At 37.4% G+C, this 26,442-nt stretch carries 19 protein-coding genes and 1 tRNA gene; 11 read left to right on the top strand and 9 right to left on the bottom strand.

The annotated features are described in order from the left end of the window. Positions 1 to 270 precede the first annotated feature (270 nt). The 3 genes from V8G61_RS09595 to V8G61_RS09585 form a co-directional block, all read right to left on the bottom strand. Positions 271 to 795 carry a DUF4269 domain-containing protein gene (locus V8G61_RS09595; protein WP_394875370.1) on the bottom strand — a complete coding sequence of 175 codons (525 nt, stop codon included), beginning with the start codon at positions 793 to 795 and terminating at the stop codon, positions 271 to 273. A 167-nt stretch (positions 796 to 962) separates the two neighbouring features. Continuing rightward, the gene (locus V8G61_RS09590) at positions 963 to 1,676 is read right to left on the bottom strand and encodes a hypothetical protein (RefSeq protein WP_394875369.1); all 714 of its coding nucleotides are present in this window, start codon (positions 1,674 to 1,676) and stop codon (positions 963 to 965) included. A gap of 187 nt (positions 1,677 to 1,863) precedes the next feature. Continuing rightward, a complete protein-coding gene (locus tag V8G61_RS09585; RefSeq protein WP_394875368.1) occupies positions 1,864 to 1,998 on the bottom strand; it encodes a hypothetical protein in 135 nt (44 codons plus the stop codon). A 479-nt stretch (positions 1,999 to 2,477) separates the two neighbouring features. Between V8G61_RS09585 and V8G61_RS09580 the strand changes: the two genes are divergently transcribed. Both V8G61_RS09580 and V8G61_RS09575 read left to right on the top strand, forming a co-directional pair. Beyond that, positions 2,478 to 2,550, top strand: a tRNA-Ser gene (locus V8G61_RS09580). Between the two features lie 34 nt (positions 2,551 to 2,584). Then, on the top strand, positions 2,585 to 3,094 hold the full coding sequence (locus tag V8G61_RS09575; RefSeq protein ID WP_394875367.1) for a hypothetical protein: 510 nt from the start codon (positions 2,585 to 2,587) through the stop codon (positions 3,092 to 3,094). Positions 3,095 to 3,308: 214 nt separating this feature from the next. Here V8G61_RS09575 and V8G61_RS09570 read toward each other — a convergent pair whose 3' ends face one another. Then, positions 3,309 to 3,515: a hypothetical protein gene (locus tag V8G61_RS09570; protein ID WP_394875366.1), complete on the bottom strand. Its 207-nt coding sequence runs from the start codon at positions 3,513 to 3,515 to the stop codon at positions 3,309 to 3,311. A 104-nt stretch (positions 3,516 to 3,619) separates the two neighbouring features. Between V8G61_RS09570 and V8G61_RS09565 the strand changes: the two genes are divergently transcribed. The 5 genes from V8G61_RS09565 to V8G61_RS09545 all read left to right on the top strand — a co-directional run bounded on the left by V8G61_RS09565 (position 3,620) and on the right by V8G61_RS09545 (position 12,866). Next, on the top strand, positions 3,620 to 4,555 hold the full coding sequence (locus tag V8G61_RS09565; RefSeq protein ID WP_394875365.1) for an IS1595 family transposase: 936 nt from the start codon (positions 3,620 to 3,622) through the stop codon (positions 4,553 to 4,555). A 1,254-nt stretch (positions 4,556 to 5,809) separates the two neighbouring features. Further along, positions 5,810 to 6,142, top strand: a complete 333-nt coding sequence (locus tag V8G61_RS09560) for a single-stranded DNA-binding protein (RefSeq protein ID WP_394875364.1) — start codon at positions 5,810 to 5,812, stop codon at positions 6,140 to 6,142. A 147-nt stretch (positions 6,143 to 6,289) separates the two neighbouring features. Beyond that, complete coding sequence (locus tag V8G61_RS09555) at positions 6,290 to 8,653, top strand: 7TM diverse intracellular signaling domain-containing protein (RefSeq protein ID WP_394875363.1); 2,364 nt, start codon at positions 6,290 to 6,292, stop codon at positions 8,651 to 8,653. 141 nt (positions 8,654 to 8,794) lie between these two features. Beyond that, the gene (locus tag V8G61_RS09550; RefSeq protein ID WP_394875362.1) at positions 8,795 to 11,380 is read left to right on the top strand and encodes a phosphoenolpyruvate carboxylase; all 2,586 of its coding nucleotides are present in this window, start codon (positions 8,795 to 8,797) and stop codon (positions 11,378 to 11,380) included. Positions 11,381 to 11,444: 64 nt separating this feature from the next. Continuing rightward, positions 11,445 to 12,866: an amidohydrolase family protein gene (locus V8G61_RS09545; protein ID WP_394875361.1), complete on the top strand. Its 1,422-nt coding sequence runs from the start codon at positions 11,445 to 11,447 to the stop codon at positions 12,864 to 12,866. A gap of 70 nt (positions 12,867 to 12,936) precedes the next feature. On the opposite strand, the gene V8G61_RS09540 is transcribed toward V8G61_RS09545, so the two are convergent. From V8G61_RS09540 to V8G61_RS09525, 4 genes are all read right to left on the bottom strand, one after another. Then, complete coding sequence (locus tag V8G61_RS09540) at positions 12,937 to 14,148, bottom strand: ammonium transporter (RefSeq protein WP_394875360.1); 1,212 nt, start codon at positions 14,146 to 14,148, stop codon at positions 12,937 to 12,939. Between the two features lie 31 nt (positions 14,149 to 14,179). After that, positions 14,180 to 14,518 (bottom strand): P-II family nitrogen regulator, encoded by a 339-nt coding sequence (locus V8G61_RS09535; RefSeq protein WP_394875359.1) that lies wholly within the window; start codon positions 14,516 to 14,518, stop codon positions 14,180 to 14,182. Between the two features lie 147 nt (positions 14,519 to 14,665). Continuing rightward, a complete protein-coding gene (locus tag V8G61_RS09530) occupies positions 14,666 to 15,964 on the bottom strand; it encodes an ammonium transporter (RefSeq protein WP_394875358.1) in 1,299 nt (432 codons plus the stop codon). Between the two features lie 84 nt (positions 15,965 to 16,048). Next, on the bottom strand, positions 16,049 to 17,065 hold the full coding sequence (locus V8G61_RS09525) for a porin (RefSeq protein ID WP_394875357.1): 1,017 nt from the start codon (positions 17,063 to 17,065) through the stop codon (positions 16,049 to 16,051). Between the two features lie 462 nt (positions 17,066 to 17,527). Between V8G61_RS09525 and gltB the strand changes: the two genes are divergently transcribed. Then, positions 17,528 to 22,042: a glutamate synthase large subunit gene (gene gltB, locus V8G61_RS09520; RefSeq protein WP_394875356.1), complete on the top strand. Its 4,515-nt coding sequence runs from the start codon at positions 17,528 to 17,530 to the stop codon at positions 22,040 to 22,042. 4 nt (positions 22,043 to 22,046) lie between these two features. After that, positions 22,047 to 23,510: a glutamate synthase subunit beta gene (locus V8G61_RS09515; RefSeq protein ID WP_394875355.1), complete on the top strand. Its 1,464-nt coding sequence runs from the start codon at positions 22,047 to 22,049 to the stop codon at positions 23,508 to 23,510. 50 nt (positions 23,511 to 23,560) lie between these two features. Here the strand turns inward: V8G61_RS09515 and fbp are convergent, their stop codons facing one another. Beyond that, positions 23,561 to 24,568: a class 1 fructose-bisphosphatase gene (fbp, locus tag V8G61_RS09510; RefSeq protein WP_394875354.1), complete on the bottom strand. Its 1,008-nt coding sequence runs from the start codon at positions 24,566 to 24,568 to the stop codon at positions 23,561 to 23,563. A gap of 120 nt (positions 24,569 to 24,688) precedes the next feature. Here fbp and V8G61_RS09505 point away from each other — a divergent pair, with 120 nt between their 5' ends. Both V8G61_RS09505 and V8G61_RS09500 read left to right on the top strand, forming a co-directional pair. Further along, on the top strand, positions 24,689 to 25,168 hold the full coding sequence (locus V8G61_RS09505; RefSeq protein ID WP_394875353.1) for a GNAT family N-acetyltransferase: 480 nt from the start codon (positions 24,689 to 24,691) through the stop codon (positions 25,166 to 25,168). After that, positions 25,168 to 26,433, top strand: a complete 1,266-nt coding sequence (locus tag V8G61_RS09500; RefSeq protein WP_394875352.1) for an aspartate kinase — start codon at positions 25,168 to 25,170, stop codon at positions 26,431 to 26,433. Before V8G61_RS09505 ends, V8G61_RS09500 begins: the two co-directional genes overlap by 1 nt. Positions 26,434 to 26,442: the final 9 nt, after the last annotated feature.

Below are 26,442 nucleotides of genomic sequence, written 5' to 3'. Positions count from 1 at the left end.
GTTAATTTTAAAAATAATGAACACATTTTATACATGGTTTTTTTAAATTGTTTTTCTTAGGATAAATTCATTTCAAAACCTATATTTTCACCAAAGGTAAGACTCATATTATTTAGGATGGTTTAAAAATTGGGCTTTGAGGTTCGAAAATAGTTTTTAAGTATAAAGGTTTCCGGAGAATAAATTATGATTTGGACTATCAGGATTGGGCTAGATTCATGTAATTTATCTGGGTAAATAAGGATCTCTTTACATTATACAGTGTTCTTATTACAATTCCAATTGCAACAAGGCCTCATAAGGATCTCCCTTCAAGCCCAATAGTTGCGCAAAGGCTTCTTCTGTTTTTAAACCACTTGATTTTAGTCTTCTGATCGCCGACCTAAATTCATTTCCTTTTGATTGTAATATGCAATCTTCAATGACCATATGGCGAAAAGCGTTTTGTTCTTTTGTTGGAACATCCTGACCAAAGATCTCTATTTCAAAATTATCCGTTTTAAATTTCACGATCGTACAGATCAAACCATTCCACTGCTTTGTGCTCATTTCAAAAGCCGTTTTATCAGCAAATGGTTCATAAATTCTTTTGGAAAAATCCTCGTGGTCTTTACAGTGACAAATAATATCTAGGTCGCTTTCAGGCAGATCAATGTCGATTGGAATTGTTCCTGTTAGGATAGGATCATATGGTGTTAGATACTCAAAGATTTTCAAGGTCTTGATTTCCTTGTAGGCTTGCTGTTGTCGTTGATTCCCGGATTTTAGATAATCTATTGTTGTGAAATCTTTCATGTGCTAAGGGCATTTATAACAGGAGTAACTCTTCCTAGTATTTCAGTATTCAGTAATCTATAAGGGAGGTCTTTATATTATTTTCCCACTGTAATAAATACTTTTTGGCAAAGAAAATAATTATTAATTCAGGAAACCATCCTTTTTTATAGTATAGTTACTCATTATTAACCTAAAAATTCAATTATGTTTTTAATGTATAAATCATTATTCATTATTGACATTAGGACTGGGATCATTAAAGCCGTAACTGCTAATACCAAAACGGTCATAGGATGTATTTTTCTGTTTCGAAGGATTTCATATACAACTAATGATATTGGAATAATAAAGGACCCAACATATTGAAAAATTTCGGGGAGTCCAAATGGCCGAATAAATCTATCGAAAGCGGGGGTTAAAAGTAAAAAACTTGCTCCAAAAATAGCTCTTTTATGTGCCTTGGGTTTGAGTCTTTTTAAATAAGCTAACAAAATAAACATGGAACTAAAGACAGTTATATACAGATTACCAATAACCAATCCGCCTGAATTCTCATAGGTTCTTACTTTTCCAAAATAGGTTGGTTCACCAGTCGCCACTTCATTCGCAATATTCAAAACCACATTAAGATTTCCCAAAGCCATTAAAATGGCTAAAAGAAACCAAAAAATACCAAAATTCCTGTGATCTAATAACTTCCCTTTTGCAACTAAAAGATTTTGTATAAAATAGCCTGAAAACCATATAAGCATCAATATACCATGTACAATCAAATATATTGGAAGAGATGATTCTCTGAATAGTGGACGCATTAAGAACGTAGGTATAAAGCCGATAATAGTGATAAGTAAAAAAGCGATGCTCCAAGAGAAGAAAAAGGTGAATTTTATTTTTTTCATTCTAATTGTTTTAATCCTTTAGTTAAAAAAACCCAACAAATAGTCGAACACCTTAGCGTTCTTACCCAATGGTTTCATGCCAATAAAGATAAAAATTTTCAAATAATACATGAAGCGTCCTTTTACCTCGGATGCCTTTATAAGGGGCATCTATATACAATAAGGGACAAACCCAAAAAAAATAAATTCAATCTTCTTTTTTCATTGCCCGGACTTTCTTTGCAAACTCCGGGTTTACTTTCATGTGGCGCAAAATTTTAAGGGCTAAAAACGATCTCATTGCCGGGGTAAGTGGTGGTGTTTCTTTTTTTTGGTTTTTCATTTTGAAGACTTTTCAGTTTTACAAATCTATTTAAAACATACAAATACCAAATTGTATTAAAGATGATGTAATAGTAATTAATAGAAGACTAATGGTTCTTTTGAAAGGTATTGTACAATCTGTATCTATAAAAACCTATATAAAAGATAATAATTATTGATAATAGATGTCATGACGAATATTTTGAATTAAAATAAAGCGATTTAAAAAGTTTATTTCATTTAAACGAATATATTTGCATTTCATCTAATAGTCTTTCTTATAGTTTCTTTTATAAAACTCTCTTACCCTTTAATAACACAGGATAATCGAGGTTTTTCATAGTTATTTGTTATCTCTAACAAGTCTCTATGGTGTTTATTTTTTTTATAATGTTCAAAAAATTTTAGTATATTTGAAAAATAAAAAGACATAAAAAAAGGATGTCAAGCTGTCAACTTAAAAACATCCTATTTTTAATTTTTGAAATGTATAATTAGGTCGGTGAAGCCGTATTGGTTAGGCTACTCTTTTGAACGGAGCGTGTTGTGGGTTCGAATCCCATCGCCGACTTAATTATAGAGCAAATATATAAAATTAATTTATCATGACAAAACAAGTTCAAAATATTGTAATTCAGGCTCTTTTGGAAAAAAAAGAGAGATTAATCGAAGAACTCGAACAAGTTAATGACGCTTTACAGTCTGAAGGTTATAATATAGACAGCAATATAAAAGTTGATGCTGTTGAAATTCCTTCAAAAGATAATTACAGGGGCTATGACAAGTCTTGGTCGCTATCTAAAAAATTTGTTTTTCTTTTGAAAGTACACAATAGATTTTTACATTTTAGAGAAGCGGCAGAAATGATAAACCAAATAGAAAATACAGGCCTTGAAGATACTGAATTGGCTTCAAAACTTTCTTCTGGAACCCAAAATTTAAAATCAGAAGGAGTAATTGTTAAATATCAATTCGATAAGAACAACAAAAATTCATTTTGGGGTCGGCCAAATTGGTTGGATGATCAAGGTGAAATTATAAAGGGCCATGAATACGACGAGAAATATGTTTACAAAAAAAACGCATCAGGCAAAGATTTGTTTGACAGCTTCTAAGACAAAAGCGCCCAGAAAGGCGCTCAAATATTGTATAAGGCTTCCTCATTAGGAAGTATCAGACGGGACAGTACCAGTATATATACTTTCAGATAGAAAGGCTTTTCATTCGAGTACTCTACACTGAATTACCGTCTGAAAGGGGAGTTGATTTGACCGTCGCTCCCTTTTTTCATTTACAAATATACAATAATAACCGATATTAATTGTATCTCTAATGATGTTTTACTTTGAATATCTTATAATTTTCAAATTCAATAGGGTAACTATTCTTTCTTACTAAAGTCCAGTAACTCGGGAAATTATCATCATTTACGAAGTCAGTAATCTTTTTTAAGCTACCAAACGTAGCTAAAACTTCACAGTCCTTTAACAAGACGAAATAATGCAGATTTTTTATGCGCTCTTTGTATGTAGTCATGCATCAAAGATAGTTAAATTATCAATATTCCCGAATATTTTTGTATAAATTCTTTTTTATATCAATATATTCGGTTATATTTGTATATATAAATAATAGAAACCATGAATTTTAAATCACTACCGCAGCTTTTAGACTATTTCAAAGAGGAAAAGACTTGTATTGAGTATTACGAGCAGATCCGTTGGAATGGTAACCCTGTGTGCCCTCATTGTGGTAGTGAGCGTGTTTACAGAACCAACAGAGGTTTTAAATGCGCGAATAACGAATGTTACAAAAAGTTTACTGTAACCGTTGGCACTATTTTCCACAACTCTAAAATCTCTTTAAGAATTTGGTTTGCAGCTATTTATTTGGCGACAAGCCACAAAAAAGGGATTAGTTCCGTGCAATTAGCCCTAGACTTAGGTATAACTCAAAAAACAGCATGGTTTGTGCTGCATAGAATTAGAGAAATGCTAAAGGATAAAGCACCACAAATGTTAGGCGAAAATAAAATGGTAGAAGTTGACGAAGCGTATATCGGTGGTAAGGAGAAAAACAAGCATATCAATAAAAGACGTTCATTGCAAGATCGTAACCTCACCAACGAGGGTAAACCATTTACACCAAAGAAAACAGTAGTTGGTATCATTGAGCGAAACGGAAAAGTTGTTTTAAAACACGTCCCTAATGCTGAATTGACTAATATGGGAGCATTTATCTCTAAACACGTTGCACACGGTTCCACAATATATTCGGATGAAGCCCCGGTTTACACTCATTTAAAGCGAAATTATACACATGATAGTGTGAAACACGCCTTAATTATATATGTTGAAGGATCGGTACATACCAATACCATTGAAAACTTTTGGAGTGTTCTAAAGCGTGGTTTGTATGGTATTTACCACCAAGTAAGCGAAAAACATTTAGAGCGTTATCTGGACGAATATAGCGCCCGATTCAATACTCGTAGATTATCTAGTCAAGAGCGATTTGAAAAGTTTTTGGTGGATAGTGAAAGCATTTTAAGCTACAAAACGCTGATTAACAATTAGATATATTCATATTTAATTAAAAAATTATTTTCGATTAAATGTGAATATTTTTTATAATTGTCAAAAATAAGTGTATTATTGTAAATAAATTGGCACAAGTTTTGTACCTTTGCAGTGTAAAAGCAACTTAATTAACAGCTAATTACGGTTAATTTTATAATTCCTACTATGACTACTAAATTTCTTACGGACTATCTTGAGAGCAATGATATCGCTTACAAAGTAGACAATAATCCTTCTCCTGCTAAGGTTAATAGGATCCAAAATGCACTTGCCAGAAAGCGAGAGTTAATGGATTTAGCTGTTAACGCCTATAAACAGGTAAGAGGGATTAAATGATTGTAGTTACCCGAGAAAACATCTATGGGTTGGATGTGTTCCGATTCATTAACTCCGTCCGGACGCCTTATCAATTAGTATTTGATGATTCTGTGAGTTTAAAACATACAGAAGTATCCCTTGTAAATTTACTTGGTAAATCTGATTCAAGATATTGTAAAGAGTTAAGGAGTGCGGTTTGTAGTATCATCTTTGATTATCTAACGGAGAAGAAATGTACTTTATTTTTTGACTTTAAATTAGACGACAGTCGGAAGTTTTCACTTTTAAAAAAATTTATTAGGTGGATTAAGCTTGAGCCAAGAATAGTTACTGATTTAGAAATAACTCCATTTGAAGGCTCTCATTACATTGAGTTTAGGATTAAATTAAACAAATCCTATATTAAGTCAATAAAGGTTGTAGAATAATGAACAATAAAAACAAAAACCCTAAAGGTGTCAAAGTCCATAAAGGCCGACTAAAAATAAACACATCCTTAGACGATGTGCTCAAGGCTTCTGTTCCTAAGCCTAAAAAAAAGGAATAGCATCGGTTTTGGCCGTGATCTGGGAATATTATTTATCGGGTATTGCGACACGTTATTTGAATAAATTACTTTTAGTTTGATTCTATTCGGCAAGATGCTCATGCTCTGGGTTCCGAATTGGTGGAACTTTAAACATGGACTAAAAGTCTGACTTCTCCTAAAAAACAGCGTTCTCCTCGCTTGATTAAAATATCATATTTTCTTGTCCCCTTTTGTATATAGATGCCTTATAAGGGGCAATATATTCGTTTACAAACGACTACAAACGTTTACAAACGATTTTAAATAGTTAACTACCGACTAACAAAAACGTGTCGTCGCATCTTTGTCCTGTCGCTAAATCGAATAGCGATAGAATGAACTGTTTAACCTTTAAATTATTTATTATGAACACGCTTAGAAACAGAGTACAGTTGATTGGAAACTTAGGAAACGACCCGGAAGTAATCCATTTGGATTCCGGAAAAGTGGTGGCGAAATTCAACATCGCAACCAACGACAGCTACACCAATAACAAAGGTGAAAAAATAACTGACACCCAATGGCATAATGTGGTGGCCTGGGGAAAAACGGCTGAAATCATTGAAAAATATGTTAAAAAAGGAAAAGAAGTTGCTGTAGAAGGCAAACTTACGACCAGAAATTATGAGGATAAAGACGGGCAGAAACGTTACGTTACGGAAGTAGTCTGTAACGAGCTGCTTTTGCTTGGGAAATAACTCACAAAAGAGGGCGTATAAAACCGCCCTCTACTTTTTTTCGTATGTCTGATAAACGTTTTAACGAAAATATTTTTGGTTTTATCAGATAAAATAGGAAAAATTATGAGCTATACTATAAGTTTGAGGCTGTTAAATGCCCCAAACATGAAACATTTATTGCTCATTACCTACTTAGGCTGCATAAGTCTGTTCGCGCAGCAGCCGGTCTATAATATTCAAAACAGTAAAGGTCAACTTTACGAATACGCTCAATACACCAATGCTGGAAATCTTGACCTAGAGATCTCCGACGTCCAAAATAATTCCTTTTTAAAGTATCTTCCTTTAGAATCTGAAAATCACAGTGTAGGTTTTACATCTGATAATTATTGGTTAAAATTCAAAATTAAAAACGACAGTGAGACCTCAAAAACCTATTATTTGGAAACGGCCAGACCAATAACCGATGTGGTGAACCTTTTTCAAATTGACGGGACAAAAATTGAACATTTTAAAAATGGCGATGATATACCGTTCAAAGAAAAACAGGTGCAACATCGCTCTACAGTTTTCAAACTGGAATTACCGCCACAAAAAGCACAGCAGATCTTTATTCATTACAAAAGTGATGGGGAAACCATAAATCTGCCTCTAAAATTATACACGGCCTCAGAGTTTTGGTTAAGCAATTACCACCAGCAATTATTTTTAGGAATCTTTTACGGTATTTTATTTTTAGCAAGTATCATTTATTTGTTTTTCTATTCTAGTCTTACTGAAAAAGCCTTCTTATATTATGGCATTTATGTGCTTTCCATAGCCCTTATGCAATTGGCATTAGACGGTTTTTTACACGAATACTTGTTCACATTAGGAGGGTATTGGAACAGCCGACTCGTTTTGATTACAGCCTTGTTATCCAACCTGTATTTACTAAAATACTGCGAGCACTTCTTAAGGGTTAACACGAAATTGAAAGGGTTTAAAAAAGTTTATCACATCATTTACGGTATCATTGGTGTTTTATTTGCACTGGTTTTTCTTAGTGATAAAACACTAGAGCTTGCTTATCCTTTAAGTAATTTAAACGGACTGTTTAGTCTCGTCCTTATTTTGGCAACCACCTTTACCATGCGCTTTAGACGCATAAAAATCGACCCGTATTTCTCCTTTGGTATCTTCTTTTTAGTCATCGGACTTTTAGGTTTCGTTATGAATAACCTGAGTGTACTTCCAAATAATTTTTACACTTTGAATAGTGCAAAGTTCGGATCAGGGTTTGAGGTGATCTTCCTCTCCTTATCGATGACTAATTTGATAAGAAAGTTGCGTATTGAAAAAGAAATGTCTCAGGAAGAAGCTCTCAAAAAATCTGAAGAGATCAGTGGTTTAAAAACCTATTTCATGTCGAATATGAGTCATGAATTACGTACGCCTATTAACGCCATCATGGGTGTTGCAGATGATGAATTGGCAAAAAATCCAAATCCAGAAGTTAAAAATGCTCTGGATATTATTAAAAATGCTTCAGTAAGTTTATTGAGTAACGTGAACGATATTCTGGATTTTGAAAAGATCGAAAAGAATGAATTAAAACTGAACAATCAACCGTTTGATCCTGTGGAAACGATGCGTCAGATCTGTGCCAACTGGAAAATGGAAGCCGATAAAAAAGGACTGAACTTTGTTTCTGAAATTGATGAGAACATCCCAAAACGGGTTATTGGCGACGACAAACGTTTGATTCAGGTCATTAATAACTTACTGTCGAATGCCGTGAAATTTACTGAAAAAGGACGTGTGCATTTTAAATTGGTTTGTACTCCACAGCCCAATAATATGCATCGCTTTTCGATACAGGTTTCCGATACCGGAGTTGGCATGGACGTAAAATATAAAGACATGGCCTTTGATAGTTTTAACCAAATGCGTCTGGACAATAAACGCAAGTTTGGTGGTATTGGTTTAGGCTTAACCATAGTGAATCACATTTTATCCTTATGTGATGGTAAAATAAAAATTGATAGCACATTAGGCAAAGGCACCAACGTATTTGTCGATTTTAGTTTGAAAGAACAAAAGCTTTCAAAATTAAGCGTTGAAAAAAATCAGGAACCGATTTCAAATAACCCTTTAAAGGTATTAATGGTCGAAGACAATAAAATGAATCAAATGGTTTTATCCCGGATTTTAAAAACCAAACCTGAAATTTCATTTAGTATTGCCAATAATGGTCAGGAGGCTGTGGATCTGTTAAAAGTTGAGGCTTTTAATATTATTCTGATGGATCTACAAATGCCTGTCATGGATGGTTATGAAGCTACCGAAATAATAAAAAGCGGTGCATTAGGCCCAGCTGTAAAAGCACTACCGATTGTTGCCGTTACAGCCGATGCAACTCAGGAAACCAAAGAACGCGTTCTTAATATGGGTATGATCGATTATATGACCAAACCTGTGGAAAAAGAATTGCTGCTGCAAAAAATAATTGGCTATTCCACCCGCGACAAACTCTCGGAGACTGCTTAAAATATATATTTTTACTCGACTTTTTTTTAATTATTCATAATAAACCAAGAGTTATCGCTTAAAATCAATAAAACTTGGGAGGTTCTTCTTTGCTTCAATTTTGCTTTAGTATTTTTATGCTTCATTTCATTGAAATATACTATGTCCGTAGAACCAAAATTGACCAGATTTAAACAAAACGTATTGTCAAAATATCAAATATACAACAGTATATTTATGACCTTACCTTTTGATACTATTACAAAAACTGGGGTATTACTCCCTTTATTTCATGAAACTTGCGAAAAAGGCTTTAAAAATGGTGATGACCCCACGACCATTGTCGATACATTTTTCAAAAAATACCAGGCACGTCGCAGTAAAGAAAGTCAAATTAATCTATTATTCCGCTTTATTCAATATATCGAGCGACAGGTGGTACTTTTTGATGCCATTGAAGATGCTGCTTTCCCGATCGTTAACAACATGGAAGGTATTGGTACCTTGAGGAACCTAAAAGAAACTGCCAATTCAGACAATCGCCTTTCAGAGTTAAAAGACTATTTGGATGAGTTCAAAGTGCGTATTGTTCTTACCGCTCACCCTACACAATTCTACCCGGGATCTGTTCTTGGGATCATTACCGATCTATCGGCAGCTATCAAAGAAAATAATCTTATCGACATAAATAATCTGTTTGGACAACTTGGGAAAACACCTTTTTTCAAGCGTGAAAAACCAACGCCTTATGATGAAGCGATCAGTCTGATATGGTATTTGGAGAACGTATTTTATAAATCTTTCAGCGAGATCTACAATTACATTCAGCAGAATATTTATGATGATCGCAAACGTCATAATGAAATTATTAATATTGGTTTCTGGCCTGGTGGCGACCGTGATGGTAATCCCTTTGTAAAGCCGGATACCACTATTAAAGTAGCACGAAAGCTAAAACAATCCATCCTTAAAAAATACTACCAAGATCTTAAGGATTTGCGTCGTAAACTTACCTTTAGAGGCGTTGAAGATCGTATTATCGAGTTGGAAACAGTGATGTACAATTACAGTTTGGATCCGGATGCCGACTTGATTAGTGTGCGCGACCTCCTTAAAGAACTGTTGAGTATTCGTGATCATATTATCAAAGAACATCAGTCCCTTTACGTATCAGAGATCAATATGGTTATTAACAGAATTCATCTCTTTGGTTATCACTTTGCAACGCTCGATATCCGTCAGGATAGCCGAATACACCATTCGGTATTCACTACGGTGATCGATCACTTAATAAGCACAGGGAACTCTTCATTTCCAGATAATTATCACGATTTATCAGAGGCTGAACAGATCGAGATTCTATCAAAAGCTGATGACGACATTCAGGATCTTAGTGTATTTGAAGATGAAATGGTGGTCAACACCCTTAAAACCATTAAATGTATCAAGGGGATCCAAAAATCAAATGGTGAACGTGGTGCCAACCGTTATATAATCAGCAACAATCAAACAGCATTAAATATGATGCAGTTGTTTGCGATGCTGAAAATTGTTGGATTTAAAGACGATCTTACTATGGATGTCGTACCATTATTTGAAACCATTACCGATCTTGAAAATGCACCTGCCGTCATGGAGCAGTTGTATACCAACCCGGAATATAAAGCGCATTTGGCAAAAAGGGGTAACAAGCAAACCATTATGCTAGGTTTCTCTGATGGCACCAAAGATGGTGGTTACCTTATGGCAAATTGGGGGATTTATAAGGCCAAACAATTGCTTACAGCCATGTCGCGAAAATATGATATTACCGCTATTTTCTTCGATGGCCGTGGTGGCCCACCAGCACGTGGCGGTGGAAAAACACACCAGTTCTACTCTTCTTTAGGACCAACCATTGAGGATAAAGAGGTACAGATCACCATTCAGGGACAAACCATTAGTTCGAATTTTGGTACACTGGACTCGTCGCGCTATAATCTGGAACAATTAATAAGTTCCGGACTCTATAACCGCTTTGGAAAAAACAGAATTCCAATGTCCGACGAAGACCGAGAGGTCATGAACGATCTGGCGGAAACAAGTTATCAAACCTATAAGGATTTTAAAAGTCACCCCATGTTTATCCCGTATTTGGAGCGCATGAGTACTTTAAAATATTATGCAAAAACCAATATCGGTAGTCGCCCATCAAAACGTTCGAAATCCGATAAGCTCGTATTCTCTGATCTTAGAGCAATTCCTTTTGTGGGTTCCTGGAGCCAGTTAAAACAAAATGTTCCCGGATTCTTCGGCGTTGGAACAGCGCTCAAAAAATATGAGGACAACAACGAACTTCATAAGGTTGAGCAACTGTATAAAAATTCAAAATTCTTTAAAACTCTTTTAGAAAATAGTATGATGTCACTTACCAAATCCTTCTTCGACCTTACAAAATATATGGCTGAAGATGCGGAATTTGGTGATTTTTGGAAAATTATTTTTGAAGAATATCAAATCACAAAACGTTTGCTTCTCAAGGTTACGGGATATAAAACCTTAATGGAAAATGAGCCCGCCGGAAAAGCATCGATCGACGTTCGAGAATCCATTGTATTACCGCTGTTAACCATTCAGCAATACGCCCTAAAACGGGTACAGGATCTCACACGAAGTGATGATTTTGATAAAGAGGAATTGGCAATTTTCGAAAAGATCGTAACCCGATCCTTATTTGGTAATATTAACGCCAGTAGAAACTCGGCTTAAAAGTTTTAGTGCATTTTTTCGTAATAATTGTTTACCTTGATTGCATGAATCAAGCCAACCAATTATGATAAAACAGCTATTTACTTTGCTGCTGGGATCTTTTTTGTCCGTTGCAGTATGTGCTCAAACCCAATTATCCAAAGAAACTCAATCCTATGTCACACATCCACGTGGCCTTTATGTTTTACAAAACGCCACTATTGTTGATGGTACGGGTGTAGCAGCACAAACCGATCAGGACATCATTATTAATGGTGAAATTATCGAGGCCATTGGTGAAAACCTAAAAGTTCCTGAAGGCGCTACGATTCTCGACATGACGGGAAAAAGTATTATGCCCGGTATGGTGATGCTACACGAGCATCTTTTTTACCCAAAGGCTACCCCCGGAGGTACTTTTGGTGTCAGTCAGATGAGCTATTCTTTCCCAAAATTATATTTGGCCGGTGGGGTAACCACCATGCGAACAGCAGGTAGTATTATGCCGCAAGCGGATATCAATTTGAAAAATTTTATTTTAGAAGGAAAGGTGCCAGGACCTAAAATTGATGCCACTAGCCCGTTTTTAGACCGTGATGGTTTAGGAATTTTAGAAACCTATTCGCTAAAATCAACCAAGCAAGCCATTGAAGCTGTAAAGTTTTATGCCGATATGGGGTCAACCTCATTTAAAGTATATAACTATATTACCAGAGCCGACTTAAAAGCGATCACAGAAACGGCCCATAGCCGCGGCTTTAAGGTAACCGGACACTTATGTTCCATAACCCATAGAGAGGCTGCTGATCTGGGCATTGATAATCTGGAACATGGCTTTATGGCCAGTAGTGATTTTATTGATAATAAAACGCCTGATGAATGTGAACCATTCAAGCAACATAAATCTCTATTGGATTTACCGGTTGATTCCCCGAAGATGGAAGCCCTTATTGAACATTTAGTAAAGAAGAACGTTGCAGTTACCTCAACCATTAATGTGTTTGAACCCTATACAGGGCGCGAAGTTGTTCCTGGTGGCGGATTAAAGGCACTCTATCAGGATGCCCGGGATAAAGTATACCGTCGTTGGGCCAGCAAACAAAATCGGGATTCTTTGGATTATGTACTTTTCAATAAATCCAAGGTTTGGGAAAAAGCATTTCACGACGCCGGGGGTTTACTAGTTGCCGGTACCGATCCTACCTACGATGGACGTATTGTGGCAGGATACGCTAACATGCGCCTTCTGGAGATCTTTGTTGAAATGGGTTTTAGCATTCCCGAAGCTATTAAAATATGCACCATGAACGGCGCGACTTATTTAGAACAAGCCGACAGTATTGGTAGTATTGCACCGACTAAAATTGCAGACCTACTCATCCTTAATGGCGATATCAGTAAGGACATAAAAGCGATCCGAAATATTGAAACAACCTTTAGAAATGGCATCGGATACAGCTCCGAAAAATTATTCAGAGCAGCCGATGGAAAAGTAGGTGTTCGATAGTCTTAAAAAAATTAAATAAAAAAGGGTGTTTCCGTTGGAAACACCCTTTTTTATTATTGCATTACAGCGATTAACGCTCGTTCAATCTAAAGTCAGGATACGCATCCATACCATGTTCGTGAACATCCAGACCTTCCAGTTCTTCTTTTTCTGAAACACGAATACCAATGGTCTTCTTCATAACAAAAAAGATAAGTAAAGCAGACGCCACACATATCACAGCATAGCAAAGAACACCTATAAGTTGTGTCACAAAAGAATGTTCAGCAGAAAAAATTCCTACAGCTAAAGTTCCCCAGATTCCACATACCAGATGTACTGCAATGGCTCCTACAGGATCATCCAATCGGATTTTATCAATAAAGCTCACTGCAAAGACAATAAGAATCCCCGCGACACTTCCAATAATAATAGCACTTTCCGGCGTCATTATATCAGCTCCTGCAGTGATCCCCACAAGACCACCTAAAATACCATTTAAAAACATGGTTAAATCCAGGTTCTTGTATAGTATAGTGGAAGTAATCATGGCAACAACACCACCTGCGGCGGCGGCCAGACATGTAGTAACAAGTGTTAAGGACGTTAATTCCGGATTGGCTGACAATACAGATCCTCCGTTAAAACCAAACCAGCCCAACCACAGAATTAAAACTCCGGCTGTAGCCAATGGTATATTATGGCCGGGAATCGCTTGAGGTTTCCCATCCTTAAATTTCCCGATACGTGGACCTAATAACCAAACAGCTACCAAAGCTGCCCAGCCCCCAACAGAATGAACCAATGTAGACCCTGCAAAATCATAAAAGCCCATGTCATCTAAAAAGCCTCCGCCCCATTTCCAGGAACCGGCAATCGGATAAATAAGTCCAACATATAAAACAGTAAAGAGCATAAAAGGCCCTATTTTAATTCGTTCTGCAACGGCACCGGACACTATAGTTGCAGCAGTAGCCGCAAACATACCCTGAAATAAAAAGTCGGTCCACCAGGTATAACCATCGGCATACTCCGGCGTCATACCGTTTTCAGGAGGAGTAATTCCTGGCACAATAGAACCAAGATAACCATTAAACTCTTCTCCCGGATACATCAAGTTGAAGCCTATTAAATAGTACAATAAAAGGCCCATCGTGATTATAAAAATGTTTTTGAATAAAATGTTTATGGTATTTTTTTGACGTGTAAGTCCGATTTCTAAAAACGCAAAACCGGCGTGCATAAAAAATACGAGTGCTGTACAGATCATCATCCATACATTATTTACTGTAAATAATTCCATAATAATTATTATTGATTTATTGGTTTAGTTGTTATTTGAGGGTGTTACCACCTTTTTCTCCGGTTCTTATACGATAACACTCATTCACATCTGACACAAAGATCTTACCGTCGCCCACCTCACCAGTGGCTGCTGCCTTTATGATAGCTTTGATTGTAGTCTCTTCAAAATCATCATTCACTACAATAGAAAGATAACGGCGTTGGATATCTGTGGTGCTATAAGAAATACCGCGGTAAACATGCCCTTCCTTTTCATTACCGACTCCAGTAACATCCCAGTAGGAAAAAAAGTTTACACCCACCTCATGTAAGGCCTCTTTAACCTCACGATACTTTGATTTTCGAATAATTGCTTCAATTTTCTTCATAATAAAATATACTTATTGGTTTAGTTGATTCAATAATACTAAATAATTTAAACTCTTAAGAGCGATTCTTTACAGATTCTCTTAAAAGTAAAAAAAAAGATGCCTTATAAAAAAACAAGGCATCTTTTATGTCAATATAATTAAGATCTAATCGTCGTTATCTAATTCTCTTTGACGAACACCAGGATAGGCGATAGTTCCGTGCTCAGAAATATCTAATCCTGCAATTTCTTCTTCTTCAGTAACTCTTAGGCCACCAAATACAACTTTAATGATGTATAAGAAAATGAAAGAAAGTAATAAGGCCCATACGGCATAGGCAAGAACACCGATAGCCTGAGCTCCTAATTGAGCAGCACCACCACCGTTGAATAAACCAATACCGGTATCACCATCAACACCCCATAGACCGATAACCAAAGTTCCCCAGGCACCAGCTACACCGTGTACAGAAACAGCACCGATAGCATCATCAACTTTTAATGTTTTTTCAACAAAACCAATAGATAGAACTACAAGAATACCACCTAATAATCCAGCTATAACAGCACCAACTTCAGTCATGTTACCACAACCAGCAGTGATACTTACTAAACCAGCTAAAGCGCCGTTTAAGGTCATTCCTAAATTTGGTTTGCCATTTTTAATCCAGGTAAATAGTAATCCACCTAAAGCTCCGGCAGCGGCAGCTAAATTGGTTACTAGAACAACTTGAGAAGCTGCAGTGGCATCATCACCACCCCATGCTAATTGAGAACCACCATTGAATCCGAACCATCCTAACCAAAGAATAAATACACCAAGCGTGGCATACATTTGGTTGTGTCCGTGCATTTCTACAGGCTTACCATCAAGGAATTTTCCAAGACGTGGTCCTACCATCCAGGCAGCAACAAGTGCAGCCCAACCTCCAACAGAGTGTACAATTGAAGATCCGGCAAAATCGATAAATTCTGCAGGCATAATTCCAGTAGTTGTATTATTTAACCAACCACCATTCCATTCCCAGCCACCAGCTATTGGGTAGATGAAAGCGGTAAGTACGATACTAAAGATCGCATAGGTTGTATATTTTGTTCTTCCGGCGATCGCTCCAGAAACGATAGTCGCAGCAGTTGCAGCGAAAACTGTTTGGAAAAATAGATCAGCAGCACCTTGAGAAAATATAAGGCCACCCCAGTGAAAAACTCCTGAAGCAACATCTGTTCCATACATTAAAGAATATCCTATGAACCAGAAGGCAATAGAACCTACGGCGATGTCTAAGAAATTCTTCATCGCGATATTCACCGCGTTTTTCGAGTCTGTCATACCAGACTCCACTAAGAAGAAACCTGCTTGCATGAAGAAAACTAAGATACCGGAAATCAGCATCCACATCATCCCCATATCGCCTTCAATGGCGGCAGTGTCCTGAATAAAAAGTGACATATTTAATAATGACATATTATATAATTTTTAGGGTTAGTATTAAGAGAATAAAGCTCATAGAGCTTTATTCTCCTTAGTTTTTTTAAACGATTCTAAAACTTAGAAAGAGTAGATCGCAGCTAATACGAATGAGCTTAAGCTTTTTGAAGGTACTAAATCGTTATCCAAAAATGCATCATCAGAAGCAGAATCCAATCTTAATTCAGGCTTGATAGTTAAGTTGTCAATCGCGAAGCTTCCTGTTAAGGTTACAGCTAATACATCTGAATCAGCTACACCTGTTCCAATAGCTCCAAAAGCACCATCTTCAACAAAATACTCACCTCTTAAACCAATTGTAAAGCTGTCAGAAGTTGCTAATTGAGGGTATAAAGCTACACCAGTAAATCCACCTGCATCATCCTCAAGAATTAAATGAGCAGCGTTGATCCCTAAGTAAAGTGACTCAGTAAGATCAAAACCACCTGTGAAATCGATCTCTGTGAAGGAAGGATCAACTAAAAGGTTCAAATATTGACCTGCGTATCCTAATTGGGCACCAAAGGCATAATCACCAGTTGGATTGAATTCTGTAAGATCAGTATCATTCATAACGGCTAACATAAGGCTAAAGTCATCACTTAATGCAATATCAGCTTTTAACCCTGTGTGGCTAAATGGACCATAAGAGAATAAATATGAGGTACTGTAGTTAAAGTTAGCAGTTGGAGAAATAACTTCATATCCTAAAAAGGTGTTGAAATTACCCATTGTTAACGTTACAGACTCACTTACGTTCCAATAGGCATATAATTGATTAATTATATTACCGGTTGCAGAATACATTGGAGAAGCAAAAACAGCATCTGTTCCTCTTGGACCAAATACTAAGTCGGCTACAAAACCAACTTTTTCACCTTCATACCCTAGAATTACATTTGCCATACCAAGGGAAAAACCAGGTAAATTAGCAAAAGAAGAACCAGGAGCAGTCCAGTTATCCAAGTCATTCGGGCCATCAATATTTGCTCTGTAGTAAGCATCTATACTACCGCTTACTGTAAATGAAGGGGTATCTTCCTGTGCAAACAAGGCCGTTACCATAAATAACATTGAGAGTGTTAAAATTTTTTTCATAATGTTCAATTTAAGTTATTAATTATTTGTTAGTTTTTCAATTCGAACGCCGTAAATCTATATCAAAATCATTTAACCCCCATAATTTTTGGGGGTTAATGGTTTACTTTTATTGATATTTCAATTTTATCCCTATTTTTTTAGAGGTATTAATAAAATATTTTGATTTTTTGTTATTTCGATAAACTCAAAAATTGAATTATTGTCAATTTTTGAGATTTTTTACTGCTATTCTTATTAAGAATTTGATGAATTCACACTTTAAATTCAGATTTCTTAATTTCCTGTTGAAAATATCCTATTGAATATTTAATAATAAATTGCCTATATATTATTATAAAACCATTTTAATCTTCACTTCGTTTAAAAAATCGAAATAATGAATTTACCCCCATTGTAATTAAAAAACAAGGTTCTATCTTTATCCTTCAACTCAAATTTTAACCCAATAATTTGCGGATTATGCTGAAGAAACAAGGACTGTATTTACCTGAATTTGAACATGAAAATTGTGGCGCAGGTTTTATTTGTAACCTCAAGGGAGAAAAATCGAATCAAATCATTCATGATGCCCTAGAAATACTGGTAAAACTAGAACACCGCGGAGGCGTAAGTGCCGATGGAAAAACAGGTGATGGCGCAGGTTTATTGATTGATATTCCACACGACTATTTTGTACGTGTATGTGACTTTAATTTACCCGCTCCTAGAGAGTATGCTGTGGGTATGGTTTTTTTACCTAAAACCCCCAATCAATATAGCTTTTGTAAAACCGTTTTTGAAAAAGAAGTGGTTGTGCAAGGCCTCACCGTTTTAGGGTGGCGAAAAGTCCCTGTGGATTCATCTCAGTTGGGAGAGATCGCTTTAGCCAGTGAGCCAACTATTGAGCAACTTTTTATAGGGAAATCTGATGATCTGGATGAAGCCACGTTTAAAGCAAAACTCTACGCAGCTCGAAAAATAACTGAACATACCATTCGAAATTCTAAAATTTCAGAGAGTGGTTATTTTTATGTACCATCCTTATCAACTACGACCTTAATATATAAGGGTATTATTATGCCGGAAGATATTGGTCCATATTATACCGATTTACAAGAAATAGACCTGGTAACACGTTTGGCCTTAGTGCATCAACGTTTTTCTACCAATACGATGCCAACCTGGGAACTGGCACAACCATTTCGCTACATGTGCCAAAATGGTGAGATCAATACACTACGTGGGAACGTGAGTCGAATGCGCGTGCGAGAAGAGATCATGAAAAGTGATGTTTTCGGTCCACAGATCGAAAAATTATTCCCTATTATTTTACCTGGGAAATCAGATTCTGCTTCTATGGATATGGTGGTTGAATTATTATTACACACCGGACGTTCATTGCCTGAGATCATGATGATGATGATTCCGGAAGCCTGGGAAAAACATCAAACAATGTCGGAAGAGCGAAAGGCTTTTTACGAATATAACGCCTGTATTATGGAGCCTTGGGATGGCCCGGCGTCCATACCGTTTACTGATGGCGATTACATAGGTGCACTACTGGATAGAAACGGGTTAAGACCATCACGATACACTGTAACGAAAAGTGGAAAGATTATTATGTCTTCCGAGATTGGTGTCGTTGATCTAAAGCCCGAGGATATTGAAAAACATGGCCGATTGGAACCTGGTAAAATGTTCCTTGTAGACATGAATGAAGGACGCATCATTGAAGACGAAGAGATTAAGGAAAAGATCGTTTCTGAACGACCTTATAAAAAATGGTTGGATAATACGCGTTTGCATTTAAAAGAAGTACCTTATACCAATACCACCTGCCCTATTGAAACCATTGACATTAAAACACGTCAGCGGCTATTCAATTATACTTTTGAAGATATTCAAGAAGTGATTACGCCTATGGCTGTAAAAGGCAAAGAGGCATTAGGGTCGATGGGTACCGATACACCTTTAGCTGTATTATCGGATAAACCACAGATCATATCCAATTATTTTAAACAACTTTTCGCTCAGGTTACTAATCCACCATTGGACGGAATACGAGAAGAAATTGTAACTGATATTAGCTTAAATCTAGGTAAGGACCGCAATATATTCAGTATTACCGACAGGCAATGTCGAAAATTACGGATCCAGAATCCCGTAATATCCAATGCCGATCTGGAAAAAATCAGAACCATTGATATAGATGCTTTTAAAGCTGAAACCATAGAAATTCTGTACAAAAAAGCTAATGGATTAAATGGTCTGGAAGATGCTCTTGAAGATATTATAAGGCAAGTTGAAAATGCCTTAGCTCGAAAAACGAACATCATTATTTTATCAGACCGTGGCGTTAATAAGGAGTTTGCTCCTATTCCGGCGCTATTGGCTTGTTCGTACGTTAACCATCAAATGAACCGATTGCGCAAGCGTTCCTATTTTGATATTATTATCGAATCGGCAGAACCTCGTGAACCACATCATTTTGCCACTCTATTTGGTTATGGTGCCAGCGCCATCAACCCTTATATGGTAAACGAAATTATAAGAATGCAAGTGAAGGAAGGGTTTATTAAAGATATGGACGAGCAACAGGCTGTCGATAACTTCAATAAAGCTATTGGAAAAGGACTCCTTAAAATCATGAATAAGATCGGGATCTCTACATTACACTCGTATCGTGGTTCTCAGATCTTTGAGATCGTTGGTTTTAACTCGCAATTTGTTGAAAAGTACTTCCCTTATACGGCCTCACGTATTGAAGGTATTGGATTATATGAAATTGAAAAAGAGATCACCGAACGCTACAAATACGCGTATCCTGATCATAATATTGACAAGCGTTTAGGCTTGAATATTGGCGGTGATTACCGTTGGAGACGTAATGGCGAACGCCATATGTTCAACCCTACAACGATAGCTAAATTACAGCAAGCTGTTCGTCTTAGCGATCAGGCAAGCTATGATGTGTATTCGAAAGCTATCAATGAACAGTCTGAAAACTTAATGACCATTCGTGGTCTTTTCGAATTTGATAATTTGGATCCAATTCCGATCGAACAGGTAGAACCCTGGACTGACATTGTTAAACGTTTTAAAACGGGTGCGATGTCTTATGGTTCCATTTCACGCGAAGCCCATGAAAATCTGGCTATCGCCATGAACCGTATTGGAGGGAAATCGAATTCCGGAGAAGGTGGTGAGGATCGTAAACGCTTCCATCCTGATATGAATGGAGACAGCCGAAACTCTGCCATAAAGCAGGTAGCTTCAGGTCGTTTTGGCGTAACCTCACATTATCTAACGAATGCGCGAGAGATACAAATAAAAATGGCACAAGGAGCCAAGCCCGGTGAAGGTGGTCAGTTACCTGGTGAAAAAGTACTGCCTTGGATCGCTGCGGCAAGAAATTCCACGCCTTTCGTTGGCCTGATTTCACCACCACCGCATCACGACATTTATTCTATTGAAGATTTAGCGCAGCTTATTTTCGACCTAAAGAATGCTAATAGGGATGCCCGTATCAATGTTAAACTGGTATCAGAAGTTGGCGTAGGAACCATTGCTGCCGGTGTGGCCAAAGCCAAAGCCGATGTGGTTTTGATCTCTGGTTACGACGGTGGAACGGGAGCCTCCCCATTAACTTCATTGAAACACGCTGGTCTCCCTTGGGAACTCGGTTTATCAGAAGCTCAGCAAACGCTGGTATTAAATAATTTGAGAAGCCGTATTGTAGTAGAGTGTGATGGTCAGTTAAAAACAGGACGCGATGTTGCAATTGCTGCCTTGTTAGGAGCTGAAGAATTTGGTTTTGCTACCGCACCGCTCGTGGCCTCAGGCTGTATCATGATGCGAAAATGCCATTTAAATACCTGTCCTGTAGGTATCGCAACTCAGGATAAGGAGTTACGTAAAAATTTCAAAGGAACACCGGAACACGTCATTAATTTCTTCTACTATATCGCAGAAGAATTGCGTGCTATCATGGCTCAGCTTGGATTTAGAACATTGGCTGAAATGGTGGGGCAAACTCATAAAATTAATGCTAACAAAGCGATCAAACACTATAAGGCCAAAGGTCTGGACCTATCAGCAATTTTGCATCGCCCGGCAGCTTACAATCAAATGACGGTTCGAAATACTGAAGCACAGGAGCACAATCTTGAAAATGTTTTAGATTTTACCATTTTGAAAGATTCGCACCGCGCACTTTATCGAAAAGAAAAAATGACATTGGAATATCCAATCCGGAATGTGAATCGTACCGTCGGAGCTATTGTTAGTAACGAAATTTCCAAGATCTATGGACACTTAGGATTACCTGAAGATACCTTGAATTTGAATTTCAAAGGATCTGCAGGGCAGAGTTTCGGAGCTTTTGGAGCACACGGTTTAAGTTTTACACTTTCAGGAAATACCAATGATTATTTAGGTAAAGGCTTATCCGGTGCTAAGATTATCGTGAAGAAACCTGAAGCTGCTACGTTTATTGCCGAAGAAAATATTATTGTTGGCAATGTATGCTTGTTCGGAGCTGTACAAGGCGAAGCTTATATTAATGGTATTGCAGGAGAGCGTTTCGCTGTCCGAAATTCCGGAGCACGCGCCGTTGTAGAAGGCGTGGGTGATCACTGCTGCGAGTATATGACCGGAGGACGTATTGTGGTACTGGGTAAAACCGGACGTAATTTTGCAGCCGGTATGAGTGGTGGCATTGCCTATGTTTACGATCCTAATAATAAATTTGTAAATGGATTGTGCAATATGGAAAGCATCGAATTTGAAACTATTACTACAGAAGATGCTAACGAATTAAAAGCACTTATTGAAAATCATAAATTATTTACCAACAGTTCTTTAGCTACCCGCTTATTATCGGAATGGGATACGAGTTTAAAAAACTTTGTGAAAGTAATGCCTACAGAATACAAGCGTGCATTAGAGCGTATTGAGAATGAAGAACCAATGGTAGAAGAATTAACAACTGCATAAGAAAATGGGAAAAGTAACTGGTTTTAAAGAATTTGAAAGAGAAGATGAGCACTATACTCCGGTCGAAGATCGGGTAAAGCATTATAAAGAGTTTACGGTTCCGCTAAAGGAAGAAGAGATCAAAAAACAGGGGTCACGCTGCATGGATTGCGGTATTCCATTTTGCCATAGCGGTTGTCCGCTTGGAAATTTGATACCAGATTTTAATCATATGGTGCATCAAGGTGAATGGCAAAAGGCCTCGTGGATATTACATTCAACCAATAATTTCCCTGAATTTACGGGACGTTTATGCCCGGCACCTTGTGAACAATCTTGCGTATTAGGTATTATTGAAGATCCTGTTTCTATAGAAAATATCGAAAAAAATATTGTAGAACGTGCTTTTAAAGAAGGGTGGATCAAACCGCAACCTCCAAAAGAGCGCACCGATAAAACTGTTGCGGTGGTAGGATCCGGGCCAGCTGGATTAGCCGCTGCTCAACAACTTAACCGAGCGGGACATAATGTAACCGTTTTCGAGCGTGATGATGAGATCGGTGGCCTTTTGCGATACGGAATTCCTAATTTTAAAATGGAAAAAGAGATTATCGATCGCCGACTTGAAATTCTTCAAGCTGAAGGCATCAAATTCAAGACCAACGTGAATGTTGGTGTTAATTATGATGTTGAAAAACTAAAGGGCTTTGATGCCATAGTGCTTTGTGGTGGAGCTACGGAACGTCGTAGTTTGCCAACACCCGGTATTGACGCCGATGGTGTGGTTCAGGCTATGGATTTCCTTACCCAGCAAACCAAAGTTCTATTTGGTAAAAAGGTTGAGAATCAGATTAAGGCTACCGGTAAAAATGTTATCGTTATTGGTGGTGGTGATACTGGTTCGGATTGCATAGGAACATCAAATCGTCAAGGTGCTAAATCAGTAGTGAATTTCGAAATCATGCCTAAGCCTCCCGGACATCGTTCTCCTGCAACGCCTTGGCCGTACTGGCCATTACAATTAAAAACATCGTCCTCGCATGAGGAAGGCGTTGAACGTAACTGGCTGATCAATACCAAAGAATTTATTACCGACGACAAAGGGAAATTAACAGCCTTAAAAACGGTAAATGTGGAATGGAAAACAGTTCCGGGTGGCCGTCCACAGCTCCTTGAGATTTCGGGTACTGAAAAAATCTGGCCTTGTGAATTGGCTTTATTAGCCTTAGGGTTTACAGGTCCTGAGCATACTTTAGCCGACAAACTTGGTATCGCAACTGACGACCGTTCAAACTACAAAGCTGCCTATGGAAAATATCAAACCAATATCCCGAATATTTTTACAGCCGGAGATATGCGCCGCGGGCAATCTTTAATTGTTTGGGCTATTTCTGAAGGTCGCGAAGCTGCTAGACAAGTCGATATCTTTTTGATGGGTAAATCAGATCTACCGTCCAAAGATATTACAGGTGATCTTGTATCTCTGTAAATATAACATGTAATTTCAATATCGAAGCGGTTCTTTCAGGACCGCTTTTTTTATTGATTTTCACGCATAAATTCTTCGGCCTTTTCCACCATATTTCTACTACCGCAAATAAAAGGTACACGCTGGTGTAATTCCATTGGTTGAATATCCATGATTCGCGTAAACCCATCACTCGCTTTACCTTTAGCTTGTTCAGCTAAAAATGCGATAGGATTACATTCATATAATAAACGTAATTTCCCGTTTGGGTTTTTCGTGCTTTTTGGGTACAAATAAATGCCCCCTTTGATCATGTTACGATGAAAATCTGACACTAGTGAACCAATGTATCTTGAGGTATATGGTCTGTCTCCTTCTTCCATTTGGCAGTATTTGATATACTTTTTTATCCCCTGCGGGAAATCAAGATAATTTCCTTCATTAACAGAATAAATATTGCCATCTTCTGGAAATTCCATATCAGGATGCGAGAGATAAAATGACCCTATTGCCGGGTTCAAAGTAAAGCCGTTCACACCATCACCGGTGGTATATACCAACATGGTCGACGTGCCGTAAACAATATAACCTGCGGCGACCTGCTGATTTCCTTTTTGTAAAAAATCTTCAATGGTTACCGGAGTTCCTTGTGGTGTTACCCGTCGATAAATTGAAAAAATAGTTCCTACCGATACATTTACATCGATATTGGTTGATCCATCTAAAGGATCAATTAGAACCACATATTTATTTTGATGATTTTCATCCTGACTATTGATTGAAATGAAATCGTCCTCTTCTTCACTAGCAATACCACAAACAATATTCCTATTGGTCATCGTTTGAATAAACTTTGTATTGGCGTAAACGTCCAGTTTCTGCTGGTCCTCGCCTTGAATATTGGTGTCTCCGGATTGCCCTATAATATCTACCAAACCGGCCTTATTTACCTCGTGGTTCACCACTTTGGCTGCTAATCGAATAGAATTTATTAAACTTGATAATTCTCCCGAAGAATATTTGAAGGAGGCCTGATGTTCTATAATAAATTCACCCAGGGTTTGCTTTTTACGCGTCATGAGATTGTAGTTTGGTGCTGCAAATATCTATTATTTTTTAATTAACGACAACGTTTTCGTTAATAAATGATGCTAAAAAGATTTTAGATTGACCTATATTTGAAATCATAAAATAGTTTCATGACCTATCATATCAGAAAAGCGGAAAAATCAGATATGCCGGCTGTATTGGCACTAATTCAAGAACTGGCCGTTTTTGAAAAAGAACCCGATGCTGTTGAAGTTACCGTTAAAGATCTTGAAAAGGATGGATTTGGCCCAAATCCACAATTTAAATGTTTTGTTGCAGAAGTAAACCAATCTATAAAGGCCATTGCACTCGTATATTTTAGGTATTCTACCTGGAAGGGTAAAACACTACACTTGGAGGATCTGATCGTGAGTGAAAAGGCTCGTGGTCATGGGTTAGGCACGGCGCTCCTGGACACCGTTATTCAGTACGGCCATCAGTTGGGGGTTAAACGTATTAATTGGGAAGTCCTCGATTGGAATACTCCGGCCATCGATTTCTATGAAAATAAAGGTGCCGATGTTAAAAGAGATTGGAACGTGGTGCATCTGGATGAACAAGGAATTAAAAACTATATGTCGAAAAAATAATGCAGATCTTTAAATTTGGTGGTGCTTCTGTTAAGGATGCCCAGGGTGTAATAAATTTAGTTCGGGTTTTAAAAACGGTCGACTCTAAAAATACCCTGATCGTGGTTTCTGCTATGGGTAAAACAACCAATGCTATGGAAGAAGTAGTAAACAACTACTTTCAAAACAAACCCGCACTCCAAAGTAGTTTACAGGAAGTCAAGAAATTTCACAACACTATTATGTTGGAGTTATTCGACCCCGATACTGCCACCCTTGAACCACACCCGATCTTTAAAAAAACAAATGATTTATTCAATGAATTAGCCGCTTTCCTAAAAAGTAATAAATCGCCCGATTATAATTTTGTTTACGATCAGGTCGTAGGCTTTGGTGAATTGGTTTCAACCACCATAGTGAGTGCTTATCTTAACGAAACGGGATTGAAAAATACCTGGGTGGATGTGCGCCCTTTAATTAAAACAGACAGTTATTACAGGCGTGCCCATGTAGATTGGGATCAAACTCAAAAGGCTATAAAAAAGGAAATAGACCCAAACATATTAAACATTACTCAAGGATTTTTAGGTAGTGATGCTAATAATTTTACGACAACATTGGGCCGGGAGGGCAGTGATTATACAGCGGCTATTTTTGCCTATGTTTTAAATGCGGAAAGTGTCACGATCTGGAAAGATGTTGAAGGGGTTTTGAATGCCGATCCACGCTATTTCGAAAATGCCCAGTTACTGAATCATATCTCCTACCGGGAAGCCATCGAATTAGCTTTTTACGGTGCTACAGTAATTCATCCAAAAACGTTGCAACCTTTGCAGCGCAAGGAAATCCCTTTGTTTGTAAAATCATTTTTAAACCCCGAATTACCGGGAACCAAAATCAGCAAAGACCCTAAATTAAGTCCGCAAACTCCCTGTTTTATTGTAAAAAGGAACCAGGTGTTGCTATCGTTGTCCTCTTTAGATTTTTCCTATATCGTAGAAGAAAATATAAGCCATATTTTCAATTTATTACATAAACATAAAATGAAGGTCGATGCCATACAGAACTCGGCTATCAGCTTTTCCGTATGTATCGAGGACCTTTACAACAACCTCGAGAATCTTCTTCAAGAGTTAAAAGCCAAATTCAAGGTAACCAGTTATGAAGACGTTTCCTTGTATACCATTAGGCATTACACAGATAAAACCATTCGTGATATTGAAAAAGGTAAAACCTTATTGTTAAAACAATTAACTCCAGAGACCATGCAATTGGTTACAAAATAAAACATTTTA

It is taken from the genome of Gaetbulibacter sp. M240 (assembly GCF_043876815.1).
GTDB lineage: Bacteria > Bacteroidota > Bacteroidia > Flavobacteriales > Flavobacteriaceae > Gaetbulibacter_A.
This window is presented reverse-complemented; position numbering and strand designations above follow the sequence as displayed.